Below are 20161 nucleotides of genomic sequence, written 5' to 3' on the forward strand. Positions count from 1 at the left end.
GAACGCTGATTCCCCGTCATTCAGCGCGGACGCGGTCCGCGGACGCGGTCCAGTTCGGCGCGCAGGTCGTCCTCGCCCGGCGGCGCCACGCGAGCAGGACCTTGCCCAGCGCCGTCGAGTGCAGCCGGCGGCGCAGGCCCAGCCCGGCGGTCAGGGCGACGCTCGAGCCGGCCAGGATCACCGCGTCCGTGCCGCTGCGGGGAGATGACCAGCGTCGGAGCTTGCCCGCCCGGCCGGGATCCCGCGACCGCGCCGGGAAACCACGCGCCGGACGCCGAGTTCGACGACGCCGTCCTCCCCGACGGAGCGGCACTGCTGGCCGAACTCGCACAGCGGCGGCTCGGATATTCGCTGGACATGGCTTCTGGTGGAGCGCAAGATCAAGACACGTGACCGACCTCGCCGCCCTGCCGCTCGCCGATGCCCAGCTGTCCGAAGCCCAGCCCTCCGACGCCGCCGAACTCCTTGTGCTGCAACGATGCTGCTGGGTCCCGCAGGCGATCGTCAACGACACCTTCGACGTCCCCGCCCTGCACGAGGACCTGGATACCGTGCGCGGCTGGATCGAGACCACGCGCGGGTGGACCGTCCGGACCGGCGGCCGTCTCGTCGCGGCCGTGCGCGCCCATCTTGAGGAGGACCGCTGGGAGATCGGCCGGTTGATGGTGGCCCCGGACCTCGCCGGACGGGGCGTCGGCCGCTGGCTGCTGAGCTATGCCGAGCAGCAGGCTCCTCCGGAGGCGACCAGCCTGGTGCTCTACACCGGGGCGGGCAGCGAGCGGAACCTGACGATGTACCGCCGTGCCGGGTACCGGATCGCGGAACCTCCCGCGAATACGCTCGGGAAGCACATCCGCAGGGCGATCCGCCTGACGAAGAGCGCCTAGCGCTTCCCCCTACGCATCAACGCATCCACCCCGATCGCGTCCAGTTCGCCAGTGGTGACCGCGCTCAGGTCCAGCGGTCGGGCGATTGCGAAGAGGACCTCCGGCGACGTGTGCGCGGTCTGCGACTGCTCGAGCCGGGTGTAGTAGGTCGCGCCGGGAACCGCAGGTGACCAGGCCGATTTCGGCGGGTTGGACGCGCTCGCGCATCGGTCGCAGGTAGCTTCCGAGGTCGGTGTTCACCGGCTCTGGCACGGTTCCCTCCGAGATCACCGGAGACCGCGGAGTCAAGGACCGGCGCTGCTTCGACGGTAGTGCCGCCGTCACCAGTACAACCGCCGCCTAGCTCCCCGACCTCGGCCGCCGCACTCTGGCACCAGGGCCGCACCCCGGCGGCCGGACTGGAGCGAATCCCGTGAAAGCACTGCAGATCACCTCCTTCGGCACCGAAGCCGGTCTCACCGACGTCCCCGCGCCGAGCCCGGGACCGGGCCAGGTCGTAGTCGACGTCACAGCCGCTGCGCTCAACCCGCTCGACCTGAAGATCGCCTCCGGCGCGATGAACGACTTCTTCCCCGTCTCCCTCCCCTACGTCCTGGGCACCGACTTCTCCGGCAGGATCGCGACGGCAGGCCCGGGCTGGCAGATCGGCGACCCGGTCATCGGCCGCCTCGATCCCAGCGCGGGCGGCGCCTTCGCCGAGCAGCTCGTGATCGACGCCGCGCAGCTGGCTCCCGCACCGGCGCGGAGCAGCCTGGAAATCGCCGCGGGCCTCCCGACCGCCGCCGCGACCGCGTGGCAGGCACTGGTCGAAGTCGCGAATGTCCACTCTGGACAGACAGTGCTCGTGCACGCAGCCGCCGGGGGCGTCGGCAGTTTCGCGGTCCAGATCGCCCGGCGACTCGGTGCGCGGGTCGTCGCGACCGCGTCCGGATCGGGCGTCGCCGTCGCGGAGAAGCTCGGTGCCGACGAGGTCCTCGACTACCGGCAGGTCGCCTTCGACAGCCAGCTCCGCGGTATCGACGTCGTGCTCGACACTGTCGGCGGCGAAGTCACGACCCGGTCCCAGCAGGTGCTCAAGCCGGGCGGGCGGCTCGTGACCACTCCCGCCCCGGCCGAAGAGGCCGAGTTCGTGTTCCACGCCTCCGACGCGGCCCGGCTGGCCAAGGTCGCGGACCTGGACCTCGAAGTGCTCGTCGACCGCACCTGCCCGCTGGCCGACGGCGCCCAGGCGCTCGCCTACCTCGCCGAAGGCCACGCGCGGGGCAAAGTCCTGCTCAGCGTCGCCTGAGTGGTGCTGGCGTCGCCTGGCTGCGCCCGGTCGCGCGAAGGCATAGTGGCGGCATGGACCTGCGCGAACTAGGCGGCTACCTCAAATCGCGGCGAGACCGGATCAACCCGGCGGACGTCGGCCTGACCGCCGGGCCGCGCCGCCGGGTGGCCGGGCTGCGCCGCGACGAGATCGCCACCCTGGCGCGCGCCTCGGTGGACTACTACGTGCAGCTGGAGCAGGGCCGCGGCGCCCAGCCGTCCGAGCAGATGCTCGCCGCGCTGGCCCGCGCGCTGCGGCTGAGCAGCGACGAACGCGACCACCTCTACCACCTGGCGGGCCGCCCGCTGCCGCCCGCGTCGAGCGGCCACGCGCACGTCCAGCCAGCACTGCTCAACCTCCTCGAACAGCTGTCCGCGACGCCCGCGCAGGTGATGACCGACCTCAGCGTCCCGCTCGTGCAGAACCGGCTCGCCGAGGCGCTGCTCGGCCCCGCGACACCCGGCGAAGGCGTCCAGGCCAGCTTTGTGTATCAGTGGTTCACCGACCCCGCCGCGCGCGAGCGGTACCACCCCGACGAACACGGGCACCAGTCGCGAGTCTTCGTCGCCGACCTGCGCGCCGCACTCGCCAAACGCGGCCGCGACGCCCTGGCCGACGAGCTTCTGGCGACGCTGCTCGCGAGGAGCGAGGAATTCGCGCAGCTCTGGGAACAACGAGAGGTCGCCGTCCGGCGCACCGACCGCAAACGGCTCCTGCACCCGACGCTCGGCGTCCTGGAACTCGACTGCATGAACCTGCTCAGCGAGGATGGCGGCCAGCGCCTCCTGTGGTTCACCGCCCCGCCGGGCAGCGACCACCTGAAACTGCTGGCCGCCATCGGCACCCAGAACCTCGCACCACAGCAGTCCGCTATGGACGCGCGGCAGGATGAGCATCTCCCTCCGGTCCCGGAAGTCACTCGACGTTCTCGAACTCGACTGCCGCGTCAGTCCACTATGGACGCACCGACAGGATGAGCTTCCCCATCGCCTTCCGGTTCTCGATGGCCTCCAACGCGTCCCGCACCTCCGCCAGCGCGTAACTCCCGCCCAGCGGCGGCACGATCGCGCCCTCGGCCAGCTTCGGCAGCAGTTCCGCCCACTGCCCCTGCAGGTACCCCGGCCGCGGCAGCGCGTACGCGCCCCACCCGACGCCCACGACGTCCAAGTTGTTCAGCAGCAACCGGTTCACCTTCACCTCCGGGATCGACCCGCCGGTGAACCCGATGACCAGCATCCGGCCGTCCGCGGCCAGGCAGCGCAGCGAATCGGTGAACCGGTCGCCGCCGACGACGTCCGCGATCACGTCGACGCCGCGGCCTCCGGTCGACGCCTTCACCGCGTCCTTGAACCCGTCCGCCAGCACGTACTCGTCCGCCCCGGCCGCGACCGCCGCCTCGCCCTTCTCCGGCGTCGACACCACCCCGAGCACCTTGCCCGCCCCGAACGCCTTCGCGACCTGGATCACCGCCGTCCCGACCCCGCCGGCCGCGCCGTGCACCAGCACCGTCTCCCCGGCCGCCATCCGGCCGCGGCGGCACAGCGCGAAATGCGCGGTCAGGTAGTTGAACGGAATCGCCGCCGCCTGGTCGAAGCCGAGGCCGTCCGGGATCGGGAACACCGCGTCCGCCGCGCACGCGACCCGCTCGGCGAACCCGCCCAGGAACGGCAGCGCCGCGACCCGGTCCCCCGCCTTGACCGCCGCGCCCTCCGGAGCCTCCGCCACGACCCCGGCGACCTCCGCGCCCGGGATGAACGGCAGCTCCGGTTTCACCTGGTACAGCCCGCGCGTCTGCAGCAGATCCGGGAACGCCACCCCGGCCGCGTGCACGTCGATCAGCACCTGATCGGCCGTCCGGGCGGGCGACTCCGCCTCGACCACGGACACGGTCGACGGGCCTTCGAGATCCTTGATGTGTACGGCTTTCATGCGTTTCTCCTGATTCACAGCGCGGAGAGGATGTCGTTGACGCGGTCCTTGGCGTCGCCGAAGAGCATCGCCGAGTTCTCTCGGAAGAACAGCGGGTTCTGCACGCCCGCATAGCCGGAGGCCATGGAGCGTTTGAACACGATCACGTTCTCGGCTTCCCAGACGGTCAGCACCGGCATGCCCGCGATCGGACTGCCGGGGTCCTCGGCAGCGGCGGGGTTGACGGTGTCGTTCGCGCCGATGACGAGGACGACGTCGGTGTCGGCGAAGTCGTCGTTGATCTCGTCCAGTTCCAGCACGATGTCGTACGGGACCTTGGCCTCGGCGAGGAGGACGTTCATGTGGCCGGGCAGTCGTCCGGCGACGGGATGGATGCCGAACCGGACCTCGATGCCCTTGTCGCGCAGTTTCCGGGTCAGCTCCGCGACCCCGTACTGGGCTTGCGCGACGGCCATTCCGTAGCCCGGGGTGATGATCACTTTGGAGGCTCCGGTGAGCAGTTCCGCAGCGCCCTCGGCGGTGATTTCCCGGTGCTCCCCGTAATCCTTGTCGCCACTGGGCCCGGCTTCGATGCCGAAACCGCCCGCGATGACGGAGATGAACGACCGGTTCATCGCCTTGCACATGATGTAGGACAGATACGCACCGGAGGACCCGACGAGGGCGCCGGTGATGATCAGCAGGTCGTTCTCCAGCAGGAACCCCGACGCCGCCGCGGCCCACCCGGAATAGCTGTTGAGCATCGACACGACCACCGGCATGTCCCCGCCGCCGATCGAGGCCACCAGATGCCACCCCAACGCCAAAGCGAGGACCGTGACGACGAGCAGCAGCCACAGCGCCGGGCTGATCACGAACCAGGCGGTGAACGCGACGAACAGGACGAGGGCGCCGAGGTTGAGGATGTTCTTGCCGGGCAGCATCAGCGGTGCGGACTTCATCTTCGCCGACAGTTTCAGGTTCGCCACGATCGACCCGGTGAACGTCACCGCCCCGATGAACACCCCGATGAACACCTCGGCGTGGTGAATCCCCAACGTCCCCAACGCTTCCAAGTGGCGCGCTTCGGTTCCGGTCGGGTCGCATTCCACCTGGAGATACCCGTTCCAGCCCACCAGGACGGCGGCGAGACCGACGAACGAGTGGAGCAGGGCGATCAGCTCGGGCATGCCGGTCATCTCGACCACCGCCGCCCGCCGCAGCCCGATCCCGGCGCCGATCACCATCGCGACGACCATCAACGCGATCGAGGTCCCGGTGATGTCCCCGGTGACCGCTTGGGCGATGGTCGCGATCAGCGCGACGACCATCCCGGCGATGCCGAAATAGTTCCCGACCCGCGCGGTTTCGTGCCGGGACAATCCGGCGAGGGCGAGAATGAACAACAGCCCGGCCACGATGTAGGCGGCCTGGCTCGCAGTGTGCACAGTCATCAGAAAAGAAGGCCTTCCGGGGTCAGCTGCGGGAGAACATCGCGAGCATCCGGCGGGTCACCGCGAACCCGCCGAAAATGTTGATCGTCGCCAGCAACGTCGCCACCGCCGCCAGCACCACCACCACCGTGTTGCCGCTGACCAGATTCAGCAGAGCGCCCACGACGATGATCCCGGAAATCGCGTTCGTCACCGACATCAACGGCGTGTGCAGCGCATGATGCACATGCCCGATCACGTAATACCCGATCACGATCGCCAACGCGAACACCGTCAAATGCGGCAACAACGCCGCCGGAGCCAACGCCGCCAGCAACAGGAACACCGCCGCGATCCCCAACACGATCCCGAGCCTGCGGCCCGAGGACATCGGTTCCTTCGCCGGTTCCTCCTCCTTCACCGGCGCCGCGGGTTTCTGCGGCACCGCGGAGACCTGCACCGGCGGGGGCGGCCACGTCAATTCGCCGTTGCGCACCACGGTGATCGAGCGGACCACCACGTCGTCGAAGTCCACGACCAGCCGGCCGTCCTTCTCCGGCGTCATCAGCTTCATCAGGTTCACCAGGTTGGTGCCGTAGAGCTGCGACGCCTGCGCCGGAAGCCGACCGGCCAGATCCGTGTAGCCGAGGATCGTCACGCCGTTGCCGGTGACGACGCTTTCCCCGGCGACCGAGCCCTCGACGTTGCCGCCGTTCGCCGCGGCCATGTCCACGATCACCGAACCCGGCTTCATCGACGCCACCATCTCGCCGGTGATGATCCGCGGCGCCGGACGCCCCGGAATCAACGCCGTCGTCACAATAATGTCGACCTCGCGGCACTGGGCCGCATAGAGTTCCTTCTCGCGGGCCTTGTAGTCGTCGCCCATTTCCTTCGCGTAGCCGGTGGCGGAGACCTCGGCGTTCGGGTCCTCGATGGACAGATACTCCCCGCCCAGGCTCTTCACCTGATCCGCCACCTCCGGTCGCGGGTCCGTCGCCCGCACGATCGCGCCCAGGGATCCCGCCGCGCCGATCGCCGCCAACCCCGCCACACCCGCGCCCACGACCAGGACCTTCGCCGGGTTGACCTTCCCTGCCGCGGTCACCTGGCCGGTGAAGAACCGCCCGAACGTGTGCGCCGCCTCGACCACCGCGCGGTAGCCCGCGATGTTCGCCATCGACGACAGCACGTCCAGCGACTGCGCCCGGCTGATCCGCGGCACCGCGTCCATCGCCAACGCGGTGATCGGCCGCTTCGCCAGATCCTCCACCAACTCCGGCTTCAACGCCGGAGCCAACAGGCTCACCACCGTCGCCCCGGACTTCACCGCATCCAGCTGCGACGACGACGGCGCGTTCACCCCGAACACAATGTCCGCCTCGGCGACCGACCCGACCGACGCGCCCGCCTCGACATACGCCTCGTCAAAGAAGCCCGACGCCAGACCGGCACCTGGCTCCACCGTGACGTCGTAACCCAGCCCGCGCAGCTTGCCTACCGTTTCCGGAGTCGCCGCGACGCGCGTCTCCCCCGGCCGGGCCTCCTTGAGCACCCCGATCAGCATGCCGTCTCCTTCCCGCTCGTTCGCGGAAGATCCGCCGGCCGGGCCTGACGGCGTTTTGGGTCGCCACCTGGTCCGACTTCGCCCGCTTCAGGTACAGATGCGCTGGATACTCCCATGCCGCCCGGCCTCCGGCAGCCAACCGGAGGCCCTTTTTCAGCGGCGAGTGCAACGAGAGCACGGTCATAGCCCCCGACTGTCCCTGCGGCCGGGTCCCGCGCGCGGTTTCCCGGACCGCGGCGGCACCCCGGGAAACCGCCGACTACCCGGTTGAACCGCCGCGCCCGGTCCCGGCCTCCGCCACCCCGGGCGCGGCAGCGGGCCTGGCCACCGGATCGATCACCGGATCGATCACGACGTCCGCAGTGATGTCCGCCACTTGACAACCGATGCCGCTCGGGACATCCAGGTCCGCAATGCGTCGACCGGGCCGACTTCGCCGTCCAAGCGGCAGCGCAGCCGCCGGGGCGCGGTCCTCCCGGCTCAGCCGACCGGGTGTGGCGCAACCCGCTGCTCCGCTCGGAGCCCGCGGTCGCGTACCGGGTCAGCTCGCCCTCGAACACGGGAAGATCGAGCGGCTCCACCGGGTGCACCACGATCCGCGCCGCCAGGTCCACATTGGACACGCGCGCTTCCGGACACCGTTCGAGCAGGTCACGCACGTAGACGAGCTGTACGCGCAGCAGTTGCGGATCGTCGAGGTAATTCTGGACGCCACGTCCACGAGTTCGCGGCGCGCGCCGTCAGCGCAACGACCCGATCGACACCCGCGCCCGCCCTGTGATCCGATTCGTCGTGCCCGCCGCTTAGCCCAACTCGGCGAAGATCCGCGCAGCGGCCGCGAGGATCCGCTGCCGGTGCGCGGCTGAAGCCGCTTGCCGGGCCTCCTCTGAGCGGCACCGATGCCTGCCGGCCTCGGCCCGGCCCTCCCGGGAGCCGGGCCGAGGCCAGCGGGCTAGTCGCGGCCCAGGCCCGGCAGCGGGCGCGTGCCCTCCGCGCGCACCGCGTCCAGCGCACGCGGGTCCAGATCCAGCAGGCGCAGGATCGTCGGCGCGATCTGCGTCGTCTCGACCGCCGCCGGGATCCGCACGCCGTGCCCGCCGCTGACCACCAGCGGGACCGCGCGGTCGTCGGCCGCCGCGCCGCCGTGTTCGGCGATCTTCGAGTGGCCGCCGGTGTACACGACGCCGTGCTGCGCGATGCCGACCAGGTCCGGCACCCGCGGATCGCCCTGAGCGGTGTGGAAGTACCGGGCGGCGTCGGCTCCGGCGTAGGCCTCGCTCAAGCCCGCGTGCGTGAACGGCTTCGGCGCGCCGGTGCTGCCGTTTCCGGTGCCGGACTGGGCCAGCAGGTACTGCCGGGCGAACGCGGCGGCCTCCGGCGAGCGGTCGGTGAACCACAGCAGCATCGCGTCGTCGTCGGTGGACTGGGCGACCAGGTCGGGCGCGCCCGGGTGCGCGGCGCGCCAGGCCGAGTTCAGCCCGGCGAGCAGCGGAGCGTCGTCGATCCGGGTCAGCGCGGCCGGATCGATCGGCGACTGGCCGTGTTTCGCGGACAGGACCACGGCCGTCGAGCCGTCCAGGTGCTGTTTCCGCAGTTCAGCGACGAATGCGCCGACCTGCCGGTCCACGGAGTCCAAAGCGGACCGCAGCACCGGGCCGGGCGTCCCGTCCGCCTGGTAACCGCCGGGCTGGCCGCCGGAAACCGGCAGTTTCTGCGCCGTGGAAACGGACTGGAAGTTCATTCCGAACACTCCGGGCGTACCGGCACGGGTGCGTCCACTGTGGTCGAATCCGTCGATTTCGTTCAGAACGGCCTGGGCCTTGTAACCGTCGTAACGCTGGGTCGCGGCGTTGTCCTTGGTCCAGTCGGCGGAATTCGGTGCTTTGCTGTTGATCTCCGGCGTGAAGAGATCCTCGATCCCCGTCCCGGACGGACCGCTGAGCATTTCGTACGCCGGATGCTTGTCCGACCACGCGGTGCGCAATCCGGCCTGCCGGGCGACCTCGAACACGGTGTTCACCCGCAGGTATTGGTGCGGGTAAACGGGTTCGCACGTCTTCGGGTCGACCGGAAGCGCGGCGGGGTCGATCAGCGAACGCGGGTCGCCGGTCATCGCGAGCACGCCGTCGGGCAGGTTCGGCAGGCCCTGTCCGGCGTCGATGCTGTTCTGGTTCCGGTCGAGATCCTCGGTGTAGTCCACTGTGGACCCCGGCTTCGCGCCCGCGCACGACGTGGTGCCCGACGGCAGCAAAGCCCGGTTGTAGGTGGCGTCGTAATAGATCCCGGTGGTCGCCGGGTTTCCGCCGGTCACCTGGCCGACCATGCCGGGGAACGAATCCGACGGCACCGGCGTGTTCGCGTGCGTGTACTCGGTGCCGTGCGCGACGAGCGCGGCCAGCGCCGACCCGGGATGAGTGCGCGTGTACCACTCCAGGTCCGACTGGTGAAGCCCGTCGACCGAAAGCAGCAGCACGTGCTCGGTGCGCACCGGCGCGGCCAGCGCGGGCACGGCTGCCGCCACCGCAGCGGCAGCGGCCAGCGCCGCCGCGGCACGCCAACGAATTCTCGACACGGATGTCCTCCTCGTCTCCGCCGCCGACGCGGCGACCGGCGTATTCCAGGCCGCGCACAAAGACGAAGGAAAACCGCGGGAGAAACACAAGATGAACGCTGGCGGCGAACCAGCATGCGAATCGGGCGCAATTCGCCCTATTCGTTCAAGGCTGCGGATAGCGGCCGCCGGTCCGCGCGAGTGCTTGCACTTCGCTAGCACTTGTGGTCTCCTGGAAGTGCTTGCAAATCACAACCGCTTCGAAGGGGAAGCCATGATCCGCCGAGTACTCGCCCAGTGCACCGTCTCCGACCTCGCGCGGGCCGAGAAGTGGTACGCCGCGTTGTTCGACCGCGATCCGGACGCCCGGCCGATGCCCGGCCTGCTGGAATGGCATCTCGGCGACACCTTCGGCCTGCAGGTGTGGTCCGAACCCGAGCGGGCCGGACGGTCGACGGTCGTCTTGGAGGAGACGGATCTCGACGCGGCCGCCGCGCACGCGACCAAGGCCGGCGTCGCCCACGACGGACCGCAGCCGGGCGGCGGCGCGCGCATCCTGCCGCTCGCCGACCCGGACGGGAATCGCGTGGTCTTCATCGGCACGTGAGGCGGCTTGACCGCCCGGCCCGGACCGGCCTACTCTCGCGACTAGAGTGATCGCTCTAGTCGCGAACCCGAGGGAGGTCCGATGCCGCGCGTGGAACTGTCCGCCGGGCCGATCGACTACACCGACACCGGCGGCTCCGGCCCGGCCCTGGTATTCGGCCACGGGTTCCCGATGTCCGGCACGCAATGGCGCAAGGTCGTCCCGCTGCTGGACGGCTATCGCTGCCTGCTGCCCACGCTGCCGCTCGGCGCGCACCTCGCCCCGATGCGGCCGGACGCGGACCTGACCCAGTTCGGCGTCGCGCGGCTGCTCGGCGAATTCCTCGCCGCACTCGACCTCCACGACGCGACAATCGTGCTCAACGACTGGGGCGGCGGCCAATTCCTCGTCGCCGACGGACTGGCCCCGGCCGAACACGTCGCTCGGGTCGGGCGGCTCGCGCTCGTCGCGTGCGAGGCCTTCGACAACTTCCCGCCCAAGCCCGCGCGGGCGGCCGTGAAACTGCTCCGGCTGCCCGGCGGGCCGTGGCTGCACGCCCAGGCCACCCGGACCTCGTTTTACCGGCACGCCAAAGCCGCGTACGGCGGGATGTGCGAAAGCCGGATCCCGGACGACGTTCTCGAAGGCTGGTTCTCCCCGGCGTTGCGGGACAAGGAAATCCGCCGGGACATGGTCAAATTCGCCACCGGGAGCCCGCCGCGGCGCGTGCTGCTCGAATGGACGGAGCGGCTGCGGGCGTTCGAGCGGCCGGTCCTGGTGGTGTGGGCGGGCAAGGACCGGATGATGCCCGCCGAGCACGGACGACGGCTCGCCGACCTGTTTCCGGACGGCCGTCTCGTGGAGATCCCGGACAGCGGCACGCTGATTCCCGAGGATCAGCCGGAATTGCTGGCCAAGGAACTGACCGCGTTCCTCGCCGAAACCGGCGCGCGCTGAGTCGTCAGGCCGATACCGTCAGCGGGAAACGCACGCCGGTCAGCTCTTCGGAGACTGTCCACAAGCGACGGGCAGTCTCCATGTCGCGTGCTTTCGCTGACCGGCCAACGAGTTTCGGCGCGCCGCGGTTCTGCAGGAAGCTGCGCGGACCCGCGTAGCTGTTCCCGGGAATGTCGGCCAAAGCGGCGTAAAGGGTCGGCCGGGCGCCCTGCTCGGGGGTTTGCGCGATCAAGCGAGTGCCGAATTTCGCGAGGGAAGAGAGCACCGGCGTCTCGACTTTCAGCAGGTTCGTCGCCGCCACGCCCGGATGCGCGGCGGTCGCGAGCACCGGCGAACCGGCTTCGGTCAGCCGCCGCTGGAGTTCGGCGGTGAACAGCAGGTTCGCGAGTTTCGACTGCCCGTAGGCCGCCGTCGCCCGGTACGGCCTGCGTTCCCAGTTCAGGTCGGCGAAATCGATCGAGCCGACCCGGTGCCCGTTCGACGAAACGGTCACCACCCGGCCGCGGATCTGCCGCAGCAGCAGGTTCGTGAGCGCGAAATGGCCGAGATGATTGGTCCCGAACTGGGATTCGAAGCCGTCCGCGGTGCGCGACAGCGGCGGGATCATGATGCCGGCGTTGTTGATCAGCAGGTCGATCGGCTCGGTGAACTCCGCGGCGAACGCGCGGACCGACGCCAGGTCGGCGAGGTCGAGCCGCCGGACTTCGACGTCGCCGGGCAGCTGGTCGGCGACCTCGCGGCCGCTGTGCGGATTCCGCACCGCGAGCACCACCCGCGCGCCCTTGGCCGCCAGTGCCGCCGCTGTCGCCCTGCCCAATCCGCTGTTCGCGCCGGTGATCACGGCCGTGCGGCCGGTCTGGTTTTCCGGAAGAAGGTCCATGTCCCCAAAGTAGGCACCGGCAACAATGTTGTCAACGGAAACATACTGCTAGACTCGTCGGGTGCCCGACCAGCCCGAAGACCGCCCCTACCACCACGGCAGCCTCCGCACCGCCTTGCTCGACGCGGCTGAACGCGGTCTGCGCGCGCACGGGGCCGACCGCCTGTCGTTGCGCGACCTGGCCCGGGAGATCGGCGTCAGTCACGCCGCGCCGCGCCGCCACTTCCCCGATCGGCAGGCGTTGCTCGACGCCCTCGCCGAAGCCGGTTTCGCCCGCCTGGACAGCGCGTTGCGAACGGCCCTGAAGACCGCCAACGACTTCCCGGGCCGCGTACGCGCCGCAGCCACCGCGTACACCCGCTTCGCCACCGAGAACTCGGCGCTGCTGGAACTGATGTACACGAGCAAGCACCGCCCCGGCGCGTCGCGGATCGTGCAGGCCGCCGAAGCGCCGTTCTCGCTGATGAACGACCTGATCGTCGAAGGCCAGCAGCAGGGCGCGCTGCAGGACGGCCCGCCGCAGCAGATCGGCGTCGTGCTGTTCGCGACGCTGCAAGGAATCGCGACGCTCGGCAACGGGAACCTGGTTCCGCCGGAATTGCTCGACGGGCTCGTGGACACCGCCGTCACGCAGTTCCTGCGCGGCGCTCGTCCATAACAAAACCGATAGGCCGGGCGAATGCGGCGGACAATTGGATACCGTGGTCGGCATGGCTGACCAACGACCGCTCGGCTTGCGGGAACGCAAGAAGCTCGACACGCGCAAAGCGCTGAGCGACGCCGCAGTGGCGCTGATGTATGAGAGAGGTCCAGACAACGTCGTCCGCGAGGACATCGCCGAGCGCGCCGGGGTGTCGCTCCGGACGTTCAGCAACTACTTCGCCACGAAATACGACGCGGTCGCCTACCGGCAGGAGCACCGGATCCGGCTCAGCGCGGAACTGCTGCGCAAGCGCCCGGCCGACGAACCGCTGTGGACCGCGCTCGCCGAAGCGCTCATCGAACCGCTGCGCGCCGACGGAGTGCCGTACGGGCAGCCGGCGTCCGAGCAGATCAGCGCGGTGCAGGCGTGGAGCGCGACGCCGGAGATGCGCACCGCGCTGGCCCGCGTGGACACCGGCGAACTGGTGAAGGCGATCGCCGAACGCACCGGCACGCGGGTCGGCGAGCTGTACCCGCAACTGGTGTCCGACGTCGCGATCGCGGCGATGATGACGGTGCTGAACCGGTTTCTGGACGAGAGCTTGGAGAAGAACGTCCCGGCGACGTTGCGCGAGGTGTTCGCGGGGATTTCCCGGGGGTTGCCGCCTCGGTGATCAGCAGTCTCCGCCGGTCCTCCTCGGTGAGCAGCCGGTACGGACTGGTCCGGTTCGGCGCGTGCCATCCGGACCACCGCAGATCGCCATTTCGTACCGAGATCCGGTTTCGCGGCAAGGAATTCGTTGAAGCCAAGCGGATCGAATGCGACATTCTCAGCGGGAATCACCGCCGCCAATCAGCAGGTCCGCGGGGGTCGTGCCGAACTTCCCGGCGCTACTCCCACCGCACCAACCGCCGCACAACCTTCCCCGTCGCGTTCCGCGGCAACGCCTCCCTGGTCAGAAACCACGCCGTCGGCACCTTGTACCGAGCGAGCCGAGCACTGAGGTATCCGCGCAGTTCCTCAACGTCCACATCGGACTCCGCACGGAGCACTACCTTCGCCGCGACGAGCTGACCGTAGTCCGGATCCGGCAGTCCGGCCACGATGCACTCCGCGACCCCGGGGTGTCCGGCGAGCTGTTCCTCCACCTCCGCCGGATAAATGTTCTCCGCCCCGCGCAGGATCAGATCGCTGCGCCTGCTCAGCACGAACAACGCACCGTCGCGCAGGTGTCCGAGGTCGCCGGTCCGGAACCAGCCGTCGCCGGTGAACGCGGCTGCCGTCGCGGCCGGGTCGTTGAAGTAGCCGAGCATCACCTGCGGGCCGCGCAGGTGGATCTCGCCGTCGGTGCCGTCGGGGACCGGGCGGCCGTCGGCGTCGCGGATCCGCACTTCCATGTTCGGCACGGGACGGCCCGCGGTGTCCGGGTCGGCGACGAGTTCGGCGGGGGTCGCGAGGGTGGCCGCGGTGGACGACTCGGTCAGGCCGTAATTCGTGCTCAGCGAGGCGGCCGCGCCCGGCAACGCTTCCCGCAGCCGGTCTTTCAGCTCGGCGGTCGACGGCGCGCTGCTGACCGAGACCGTCTTGAGCGCGCTGAGGTCGTATCCGGAGAGGTCGGCTTCGACCAGGCGGGACAGCATCGTCGGGACCGCGCCCCAGTTGGTGACCCGCTCGGCCTGCACGAGGTCCAGCACCCGGTGGATGTCGAATTTCCCTTGGTACAGCACGGCGGCATCGCCCACCGCGAGCCGCACGACGGCGAGGTTGTGCAGGGCGGCGATGTGGAACAACGGCGTGGCCAGCAGGAACCGGCGGTCCCGCGCCGGACGGCCGGATTCCGCCGCCACCGCGTCGTTGAACAGGTGGAACCAGACCGCGGCGAGCACGTTGCGGTGCGAATGCGTCGCGCCCTTCGGACGTCCGGAAGTGCCGCTCGTGAAGAGGATGACGGCCGGGTCGTCCTCGTCGACCGGCTCCGGCCGCAGCGGGGCGCCTTCGTGCCGGTCGAGGAGTTCCCGGTATTCGGGGCTGCCGAACTCCAGCACCGGAGCCGCGACCAGCGGGGTCCGGGCCGCGTCGGTCAGCACGACTTTCGGCGTGGTGAGGTCGAGGCCGTGCGCGACCTCGGGCGCGGCCCACATCGAGTTCATCCCGACCGCGATCGCGCCGAGCGACACCGCCGCCCAGAATCCGACTATCCACTCCGGACAGTTGGCCGCGCACAACGCGACCCGGTCCCCGCGTCCGACCCCGTATTCGTTCCGCAGCACCGAGGCGAGTGCCGCGACCCGGTCGTAGTGCCGGGCGAAGGTGAGCCGGCTGTCCACAGTGACCAGGTACTCGCGGTCGCCGAACCCGCGCGAGGCCTCGAGCAACTCGGTCAGGCACCGATGCCGCCGGGCGAACACCTTCGCCGGACGGCCCGCGACCGGTTCCGTCCGGATCTCGAATGGCGCGCCCGGCGCGGTCAGCCGCGCGATGATGTCGTCCCGATCGGTCATCGGTCGCCTCCCGTCGTGGTCATCGGACATCCCGCCGAACGCACCGCCCGCGTGCCGGTTCCCCCGAGGACCAGGATCGTTATCCGAAGTGGACCCGTCCGCCGTCGACCACCGGGCCGCGTTCCGACGTGATCCGCAGGCCGCCGTCAGGCCACCCCTCCACCCGCAATTGTTCGCCGGGGAAGACCGGAGCGGCGAATCGGCCTTCCAGCGACGTCAAATCCGCGGGGTGCGCGCCCACCTGCCGCGCGACGACCAGCGCGCCCGCGCCGAGGGTGGCCAAACCGTGCAGGATCGGACGGGGCTGGCCGATTCCGGCGGCGGCCGCGGGGTCGACGTGGATGTGGTGCCGGTCCCCCAGCAGCCGGTAGAGCAGCGCCTGATTGTCCGCAGTAGACAGTTCGGCAGTCCACTCCGGACTGTCCAAAGCGGGCGGACGGCTAGGGCCGCGTTCGCCGCCGAAGCCGCCTATACCGGGACAGAACAACGACCACGTCGCGACGAAGTAGTCCGATTCCACGGCCACCTCGTAGACCGCCGCGCTGCCTTTGTCCCATACCTCGGGGACGCGGGCCTGCATGGAAATCTCCCCGGCACGCGGCAAGGGCTTCCGCACCCGCAGCCGTTGCGAACCGTGCACCGCGTTGCCGACCTCGAACGCTCCGGCCGAGCCGAGGACGTCCGGGGCCCATTGGGCGAGCGTCAGCGCGAACGGCGGGAGCACTCGAAGCCGGTCCTCGAAGACCAGGTCGAGTTCGTCCGGCCGAGCGCCGATGGCGAGCGCGTAGAGGATCGGGTCGCGGTCGGAGTAGGCGACGGTTCGCTCGCCGAGGACGCGGCCTTTCCAGTCCAGCGGGCTGTTCACTGTGCGCCGTAAACCGGTTCGGGCGCGGGCGCTTCCTTCAGCAGTTCGCGTACGGCCGGGCCGACTTCGACAGCGGTCCAGCGCCGGTCCAGTTCGCGGGACGGACCGTGGCTCCAGCCGTTTTCCACGCAGATCCGGCCGCCTTCAACCTCGATCACGCGGCCGGTGACGTCCGCGGCGTCCTCGCTGGCGAGCCACGCGACGATCGGCGACACGTTGCCCGGGTGCATCGCGTCGAACCCCTCGTCCGGTGCGGCCATCTGGGACGCGAACGGGCCTTCGGTCATCCGGGTCCGCGCGGCCGGGGCCAGCGCGTTCACCGTGATGCCGTACCGGCCGAGTTCCGCGGCTCCGACCAGCGTCAACGCGGCGATCCCGGCCTTGGCGGCACTGTAGCTGCCCTGGCCGACGCTGCCCTGCAGACCCGCGCCGGAGGTGGTGTTGATGATCCGCGCCGCCCGCGTCCGCCCGGCTTTGGCCTCCGCGCGCCAGTAGCCCGCGGCGTGGTGCATCAGCGCGAAATGCCCCTTGAGGTGCACCGCGACGACCGCGTCCCACTCCTGCTCGCTGGTCGTCACGATCATCCGGTCGCGCACGAATCCGGCGTTGTTCACGACGATGTCCAGGCCGCCGAACTCGTCGACCGCCTGCCGCACCAACGCTTCCGTCGCCGCGAAGTTCGCGACGTCGGCGCCGTTCGCCACCGCTTCGCCGCCCAGCGCGCGGATCGCTTCGACCACTTCGCCGGCCGGACCGTCGGACGCTCCTTCCCCGGCGCCCGACGTGCCGAGGTCGTTGACCACGACGCGCGCGCCCTGGCGGGCGAGTTCCAGCGCGTGCTCGCGGCCGAGTCCGCGGCCGGCCCCGGTCACGATCGCGACCCGGCCTTCCAAGATCCCGCTCACTTCATCTCCGTTCGTCGACCCGTCGGCGAGGCGGTTCCCCGTAAACCAAGCAAGTGTTAGGCTACCAAGCAATCGCTAGGTTAGGAACGCACGTGACGATTTCCACGCAGCTCCACGACAACGGCACCCTCGTGGTCACCATGGACTACCCGCCGGTGAACGCCCTGCCGGTCGCCGGATGGTTCCGCCTCGCCGAAACGGTCCGGGAGGCGGGCGAGGACCCGGCGGTGCACGTCGTCCTGCTCCGCGCCGAGGGCCGCGGCTTCAACGCCGGCGTCGACATCAAGGAAATGCAGCGCACCACCGGTTTCGACGCCCTCGTCGGCGCGAACCGCGGCTGTTACCTGGCTTTCAAGGCGATCTACGAATGCGCCGTGCCGGTGATCGCCGCGGTGAACGGCTTCTGCCTCGGCGGCGGCGTCGGGCTGGTCGGCAACTGCGACACGATCATCGCCGCCGACGACGCGTACTTCGGCGTCCCCGAGGTGGACCGCGGCGCACTCGGCGCGGCGACCCACCTCGCCCGCTTGGTCCCCCAGCACCTCATGCGCACGCTGTACTTCACCAGCCGCACCATCGCGGCGAAAGACCTGGTGCAGCACGGCTCGGTGCTGGAAACCGTGCCCGCCGCCGACCTGCACGACGCCGCGCTCGCGCTCGCCGCCGAGGTCGCCGCGAAGGACCCGCGCGTCATCCGGGCCGCCAAAGCCGCGCTCAACGGCATCGACCCGGTCGACGTCAACCGCAGCTACCGTTACGAACAGGGCTACACCTTCGAACTCAACCTCATCGGAGCCGCCGACGAACACCGCGACGCCTTCGTCGCGACCGGCCGCCCGACGAACGACTGACCCCTCGAGGAGACCCGTGCCTCTCCGCACCCCGCTCACCGAACTGACCGGCGTCGCCCACCCGATCGTGCAAACCGGCATGGGCTGGGTAGCCGGCCCGCGCCTGGTCTCCGCGACCGCCAACGCCGGCGCGCTGGGCATCCTCGCCTCCGCGACGATGACCTACGACGCACTCGACCACGCCATCAAGGAAGTCAAGCAGCGCACGGACCAGCCCTTCGGCGTGAACCTCCGCGCCGACGCGGGCGACGCCGCCGAACGCGCCGAACTGCTGATACAGCACGGCGTCAAGGTGGCATCTTTCGCGCTGGCGCCCAAAAAGGACCTGATCGCCCGCCTCAAGGACCACGGCCTGGTCGTGATGCCCACCGTCGGCGCCGCCCGGCACGCCGAAAAGGTCGCCTCGTGGGGCGCCGACCTGGTGATGATGCAAGGCGGCGAAGGCGGCGGCCACACCGGTCCGACCGCCACCACCCTGCTGCTGCCATCTGTGCTCGACGCAGTTGATATCCCAGTAGTCGCCGCCGGAGGATTCTTCGACGGCCGCGGCCTGGCCGCCGCACTGTCGTACGGCGCCGCTGGCATCGGTATGGGCACGCGCTTCCTGCTCACCAGCGACAGCGCGGTGCCGGACGAGATCAAGCGCACCTACCTGGGCTTCGGCCTGGACGGCACCGTCGTCACCACCCAAGCCGACGGCATGCCGCACCGCCTGCTGCGCACCCCGTTCATCGAGGGCCTGACCAAGGAAGGCTCCGTCCGACGCATGGCCCGCACGCTGCGCCGCACGATGGACTTCAAGCGGCTGAGCGGCCAGTCCTGGCCGTCCTTGCTCGCCGACGGCCTCCGCATGAAACGCGGCAGCGACCGCACCTGGACGCAGACGATGCTGGCCGCGAACACCCCCATGCTGCTCAAAGCGGGCCTGGTGGAAGGCGACACGAAGGCCGGGATGCTGGCCGCCGGACAGGTGGTCGGAGTGATCGAGGACCTGCCAAGCTGCGCGGAGCTGGTGACTCGGATCGTGGATACCGCACAGGAGCGCCTGAAAGCCACCGCCGCGCTGCTCGACTGAGCCCCACGTCCGTGAGGGGAACCCTGAGGGACTCTGAGTCCCTCAGGGTTCCCCTCACGACCAGCCCCGAGCAAAACCGCAGCCTAAAGCCGCTCCAGCACAGTCACGTTGGCCTGCCCGCCCCCCTCGCACATGACCTGCAACCCGAACCGCCCCCCGCTCCGCTCCAGCTCGTGCAGCAAAGTAGTCATCAACCGAGCACCGGTAGCCCCGATGGGATGCCCCAACGCGATCCCGCCCCCATTCACATTGACCTTCTCGTGCGGCACGCCGATCTCCCGCATCCAAGCCAGCACCACCGGCGCGAACGCTTCATTGCACTCAAACAGATCGATGTCCTCCACCGACAACCCAGTCTTCTCCAGAGCCCGCTGAGTGGCCGGAATAGGCGCAGTCAACATCCACACCGGATCCGCCCCATAAACACTGAGGTGATGCACCCGAGCCCGCGGCGTCAGCCCATGCTCCGCCACCGCCCGCTCGGACGCGATCAACAACGCCGCCGCACCGTCGCTGATCTGCGAAGCCACCGCAGCAGTAAGCGGACTGCCCTCTTCAAGCGGCTTAAGCCCAGCCATCTTCTCCAAGGTGGTATCCCGCCGGGGGCCCTCGTCCTCGGCAAACGAACCCACCGGCGAGATCTCGCGCGAAAACCGGCCTTCGTCGATAGCCGCCAACGCCCGCCGATGGCTCTCGAACGCGAATTCCTCCAGAGAAGCCCGCGAAAGCCCCCACTTCTCCGCGATCATCCGCGCGGCACGGAACTGCGAAACCTCCTGGTCCCCATACCGGGCCACCCACCCCGGCGACTCCGCGAACGGCGTGCTGAACCCGAACTGCTGCCCCACCGCCATCGCCGAGGAAATCGGAATAGCAGACATATTCTGCACTCCCCCGGCCACAATCAAGTCCGCAGTCCCGGACAGCACCCCTTGCGCCGCGAAATGCACCGCCTGCTGACTGGACCCGCACTGCCGATCGACAGTCACCCCGGGCACGTGGTCCGGGTAGCCGGCCACCAGCCAGGCAGTCCGCGCGACATCACCGGCCTGCGAACCGATCGTGTCGCAGCACCCGAACACGACATCGTCCACCGCACCCGGGTCGATCCCGGTCCGCTGAATCAGCGCACGGATCGCATGCGCCCCCAAATCAGCCGAATGCACCCCCGCGAGCGAACCGCCGCGACGGCCGACCGGAGTGCGAACCGCGTCGACCACATATGCCTCAGGCACGAGAATCC

Annotated in this window: 20 protein-coding genes; 10 read left to right on the forward strand and 10 right to left on the reverse strand. The window is 69.8% G+C overall.

All coding sequences use genetic code 11. The features are described 5' to 3' along the window. Positions 1 to 16 precede the first annotated feature (16 nt). The gene (locus CU254_RS43760) at positions 17 to 181 is read right to left on the reverse strand and encodes an IclR family transcriptional regulator C-terminal domain-containing protein (RefSeq protein ID WP_199841085.1); all 165 of its coding nucleotides are present in this window, start codon (positions 179 to 181) and stop codon (positions 17 to 19) included. A gap of 23 nt (positions 182 to 204) precedes the next feature. Here CU254_RS43760 and CU254_RS23815 point away from each other — a divergent pair, with 23 nt between their 5' ends. The 4 genes from CU254_RS23815 (at position 205) to CU254_RS23835 (ending at position 3173) form a co-directional block, all read left to right on the forward strand. Further along, on the forward strand, positions 205 to 393 hold the full coding sequence (locus CU254_RS23815; protein ID WP_050788261.1) for a hypothetical protein: 189 nt from the start codon (positions 205 to 207) through the stop codon (positions 391 to 393). Beyond that, the gene (locus CU254_RS23820; protein ID WP_009080096.1) at positions 390 to 887 is read left to right on the forward strand and encodes an N-acetyltransferase; all 498 of its coding nucleotides are present in this window, start codon (positions 390 to 392) and stop codon (positions 885 to 887) included. The genes CU254_RS23815 and CU254_RS23820 overlap by 4 nt, the downstream gene beginning before the upstream one ends. A gap of 412 nt (positions 888 to 1299) precedes the next feature. Continuing rightward, positions 1300 to 2175, forward strand: coding sequence for an NADP-dependent oxidoreductase (locus CU254_RS23830; protein WP_009080098.1), 876 nt, complete (start codon positions 1300 to 1302; stop codon positions 2173 to 2175). A gap of 53 nt (positions 2176 to 2228) precedes the next feature. Next, entirely contained in the window at positions 2229 to 3173 is a 945-nt protein-coding gene (locus CU254_RS23835; protein WP_009080100.1) for a helix-turn-helix domain-containing protein, read from the forward strand. Here CU254_RS23835 and CU254_RS23840 read toward each other — a convergent pair. The 4 genes from CU254_RS23840 to CU254_RS23855 all read right to left on the reverse strand — a co-directional run bounded on the left by CU254_RS23840 (position 3151) and on the right by CU254_RS23855 (position 9676). Beyond that, positions 3151 to 4125 (reverse strand): NADPH:quinone oxidoreductase family protein, encoded by a 975-nt coding sequence (locus CU254_RS23840; protein WP_009080101.1) that lies wholly within the window; start codon positions 4123 to 4125, stop codon positions 3151 to 3153. The two genes, CU254_RS23835 and CU254_RS23840, sit on opposite strands and share 23 nt — an antisense overlap. A gap of 14 nt (positions 4126 to 4139) precedes the next feature. Next, entirely contained in the window at positions 4140 to 5558 is a 1419-nt protein-coding gene (gene pntB, locus CU254_RS23845; RefSeq protein WP_009080103.1) for a Re/Si-specific NAD(P)(+) transhydrogenase subunit beta, read from the reverse strand. Positions 5559 to 5580: 22 nt separating this feature from the next. Then, positions 5581 to 7104: a Re/Si-specific NAD(P)(+) transhydrogenase subunit alpha gene (locus tag CU254_RS23850; protein WP_009080104.1), complete on the reverse strand. Its 1524-nt coding sequence runs from the start codon at positions 7102 to 7104 to the stop codon at positions 5581 to 5583. A 952-nt stretch (positions 7105 to 8056) separates the two neighbouring features. Beyond that, a complete protein-coding gene (locus CU254_RS23855) occupies positions 8057 to 9676 on the reverse strand; it encodes an alkaline phosphatase family protein (protein WP_037714622.1) in 1620 nt (539 codons plus the stop codon). 253 nt (positions 9677 to 9929) lie between these two features. On the opposite strand from CU254_RS23855, the gene CU254_RS23860 reads away from it, so the two are divergent. Beyond that, positions 9930 to 10262, forward strand: a complete 333-nt coding sequence (locus CU254_RS23860; protein ID WP_009080106.1) for a VOC family protein — start codon at positions 9930 to 9932, stop codon at positions 10260 to 10262. Positions 10263 to 10343: 81 nt separating this feature from the next. Then, the gene (locus CU254_RS23865) at positions 10344 to 11198 is read left to right on the forward strand and encodes an alpha/beta fold hydrolase (protein ID WP_037714624.1); all 855 of its coding nucleotides are present in this window, start codon (positions 10344 to 10346) and stop codon (positions 11196 to 11198) included. Between the two features lie 4 nt (positions 11199 to 11202). Here CU254_RS23865 and CU254_RS23870 read toward each other — a convergent pair whose 3' ends face one another. Then, on the reverse strand, positions 11203 to 12078 hold the full coding sequence (locus CU254_RS23870; protein WP_009080109.1) for an oxidoreductase: 876 nt from the start codon (positions 12076 to 12078) through the stop codon (positions 11203 to 11205). Positions 12079 to 12139: 61 nt separating this feature from the next. Between CU254_RS23870 and CU254_RS23875 the strand changes: the two genes are divergently transcribed. Together CU254_RS23875 and CU254_RS23880 are read left to right on the forward strand one after the other, a co-directional pair. After that, positions 12140 to 12736, forward strand: coding sequence for a TetR/AcrR family transcriptional regulator (locus CU254_RS23875; protein WP_009080111.1), 597 nt, complete (start codon positions 12140 to 12142; stop codon positions 12734 to 12736). A gap of 52 nt (positions 12737 to 12788) precedes the next feature. Beyond that, on the forward strand, positions 12789 to 13394 hold the full coding sequence (locus CU254_RS23880; protein WP_037717819.1) for a TetR/AcrR family transcriptional regulator: 606 nt from the start codon (positions 12789 to 12791) through the stop codon (positions 13392 to 13394). Between the two features lie 217 nt (positions 13395 to 13611). Here CU254_RS23880 and CU254_RS23885 read toward each other — a convergent pair whose 3' ends face one another. The 3 genes from CU254_RS23885 to CU254_RS23895 all read right to left on the reverse strand — a co-directional run bounded on the left by CU254_RS23885 (position 13612) and on the right by CU254_RS23895 (position 16992). Further along, positions 13612 to 15222, reverse strand: coding sequence for a class I adenylate-forming enzyme family protein (locus CU254_RS23885; protein WP_037714627.1), 1611 nt, complete (start codon positions 15220 to 15222; stop codon positions 13612 to 13614). A 79-nt stretch (positions 15223 to 15301) separates the two neighbouring features. After that, on the reverse strand, positions 15302 to 16087 hold the full coding sequence (locus CU254_RS23890; protein WP_009080117.1) for a MaoC/PaaZ C-terminal domain-containing protein: 786 nt from the start codon (positions 16085 to 16087) through the stop codon (positions 15302 to 15304). After that, a complete protein-coding gene (locus CU254_RS23895) occupies positions 16084 to 16992 on the reverse strand; it encodes an SDR family oxidoreductase (RefSeq protein ID WP_037714629.1) in 909 nt (302 codons plus the stop codon). Before CU254_RS23895 ends, CU254_RS23890 begins: the two co-directional genes overlap by 4 nt. A 92-nt stretch (positions 16993 to 17084) precedes the next feature. Between CU254_RS23895 and CU254_RS23900 the strand changes: the two genes are divergently transcribed. Further along, the gene (locus CU254_RS23900) at positions 17085 to 17843 is read left to right on the forward strand and encodes an enoyl-CoA hydratase family protein (RefSeq protein WP_009080121.1); all 759 of its coding nucleotides are present in this window, start codon (positions 17085 to 17087) and stop codon (positions 17841 to 17843) included. A 16-nt stretch (positions 17844 to 17859) separates the two neighbouring features. After that, on the forward strand, positions 17860 to 18918 hold the full coding sequence (locus tag CU254_RS23905; RefSeq protein WP_100266856.1) for a nitronate monooxygenase family protein: 1059 nt from the start codon (positions 17860 to 17862) through the stop codon (positions 18916 to 18918). Positions 18919 to 19001: 83 nt separating this feature from the next. On the opposite strand, the gene CU254_RS23910 is transcribed toward CU254_RS23905, so the two are convergent. Then, on the reverse strand, positions 19002 to 20153 hold the full coding sequence (locus CU254_RS23910; protein ID WP_009080124.1) for an acetyl-CoA C-acetyltransferase: 1152 nt from the start codon (positions 20151 to 20153) through the stop codon (positions 19002 to 19004). Positions 20154 to 20161 lie beyond the last annotated feature (8 nt).

The organism is Amycolatopsis sp. AA4, from assembly GCF_002796545.1.
Taxonomy (GTDB): domain Bacteria; phylum Actinomycetota; class Actinomycetes; order Mycobacteriales; family Pseudonocardiaceae; genus Amycolatopsis.

Excerpts from the sequence above, each read along its gene's own strand:
- CU254_RS23815 (WP_050788261.1), top strand. The coding sequence starts at position 205 with ATGACCAGCGTCGGAGCTTGCCCGCCCGGCCGGGATCCCGCGACCGCG.
- CU254_RS23835 (WP_009080100.1), top strand. The coding sequence starts at position 2,229 with ATGGACCTGCGCGAACTAGGCGGCTACCTCAAATCGCGGCGAGACCGG.
- CU254_RS23840 (WP_009080101.1), bottom strand. The coding sequence starts at position 4,125 with ATGAAAGCCGTACACATCAAGGATCTCGAAGGCCCGTCGACCGTGTCC.
- pntB (WP_009080103.1), bottom strand. The coding sequence starts at position 5,558 with ATGACTGTGCACACTGCGAGCCAGGCCGCCTACATCGTGGCCGGGCTG.
- CU254_RS23850 (WP_009080104.1), bottom strand. The coding sequence starts at position 7,104 with ATGCTGATCGGGGTGCTCAAGGAGGCCCGGCCGGGGGAGACGCGCGTC.
- CU254_RS23860 (WP_009080106.1), top strand. The coding sequence starts at position 9,930 with ATGATCCGCCGAGTACTCGCCCAGTGCACCGTCTCCGACCTCGCGCGG.
- CU254_RS23865 (WP_037714624.1), top strand. The coding sequence starts at position 10,344 with ATGCCGCGCGTGGAACTGTCCGCCGGGCCGATCGACTACACCGACACC.
- CU254_RS23870 (WP_009080109.1), bottom strand. The coding sequence starts at position 12,078 with ATGGACCTTCTTCCGGAAAACCAGACCGGCCGCACGGCCGTGATCACC.
- CU254_RS23880 (WP_037717819.1), top strand. The coding sequence starts at position 12,789 with ATGGCTGACCAACGACCGCTCGGCTTGCGGGAACGCAAGAAGCTCGAC.
- CU254_RS23885 (WP_037714627.1), bottom strand. The coding sequence starts at position 15,222 with ATGACCGATCGGGACGACATCATCGCGCGGCTGACCGCGCCGGGCGCG.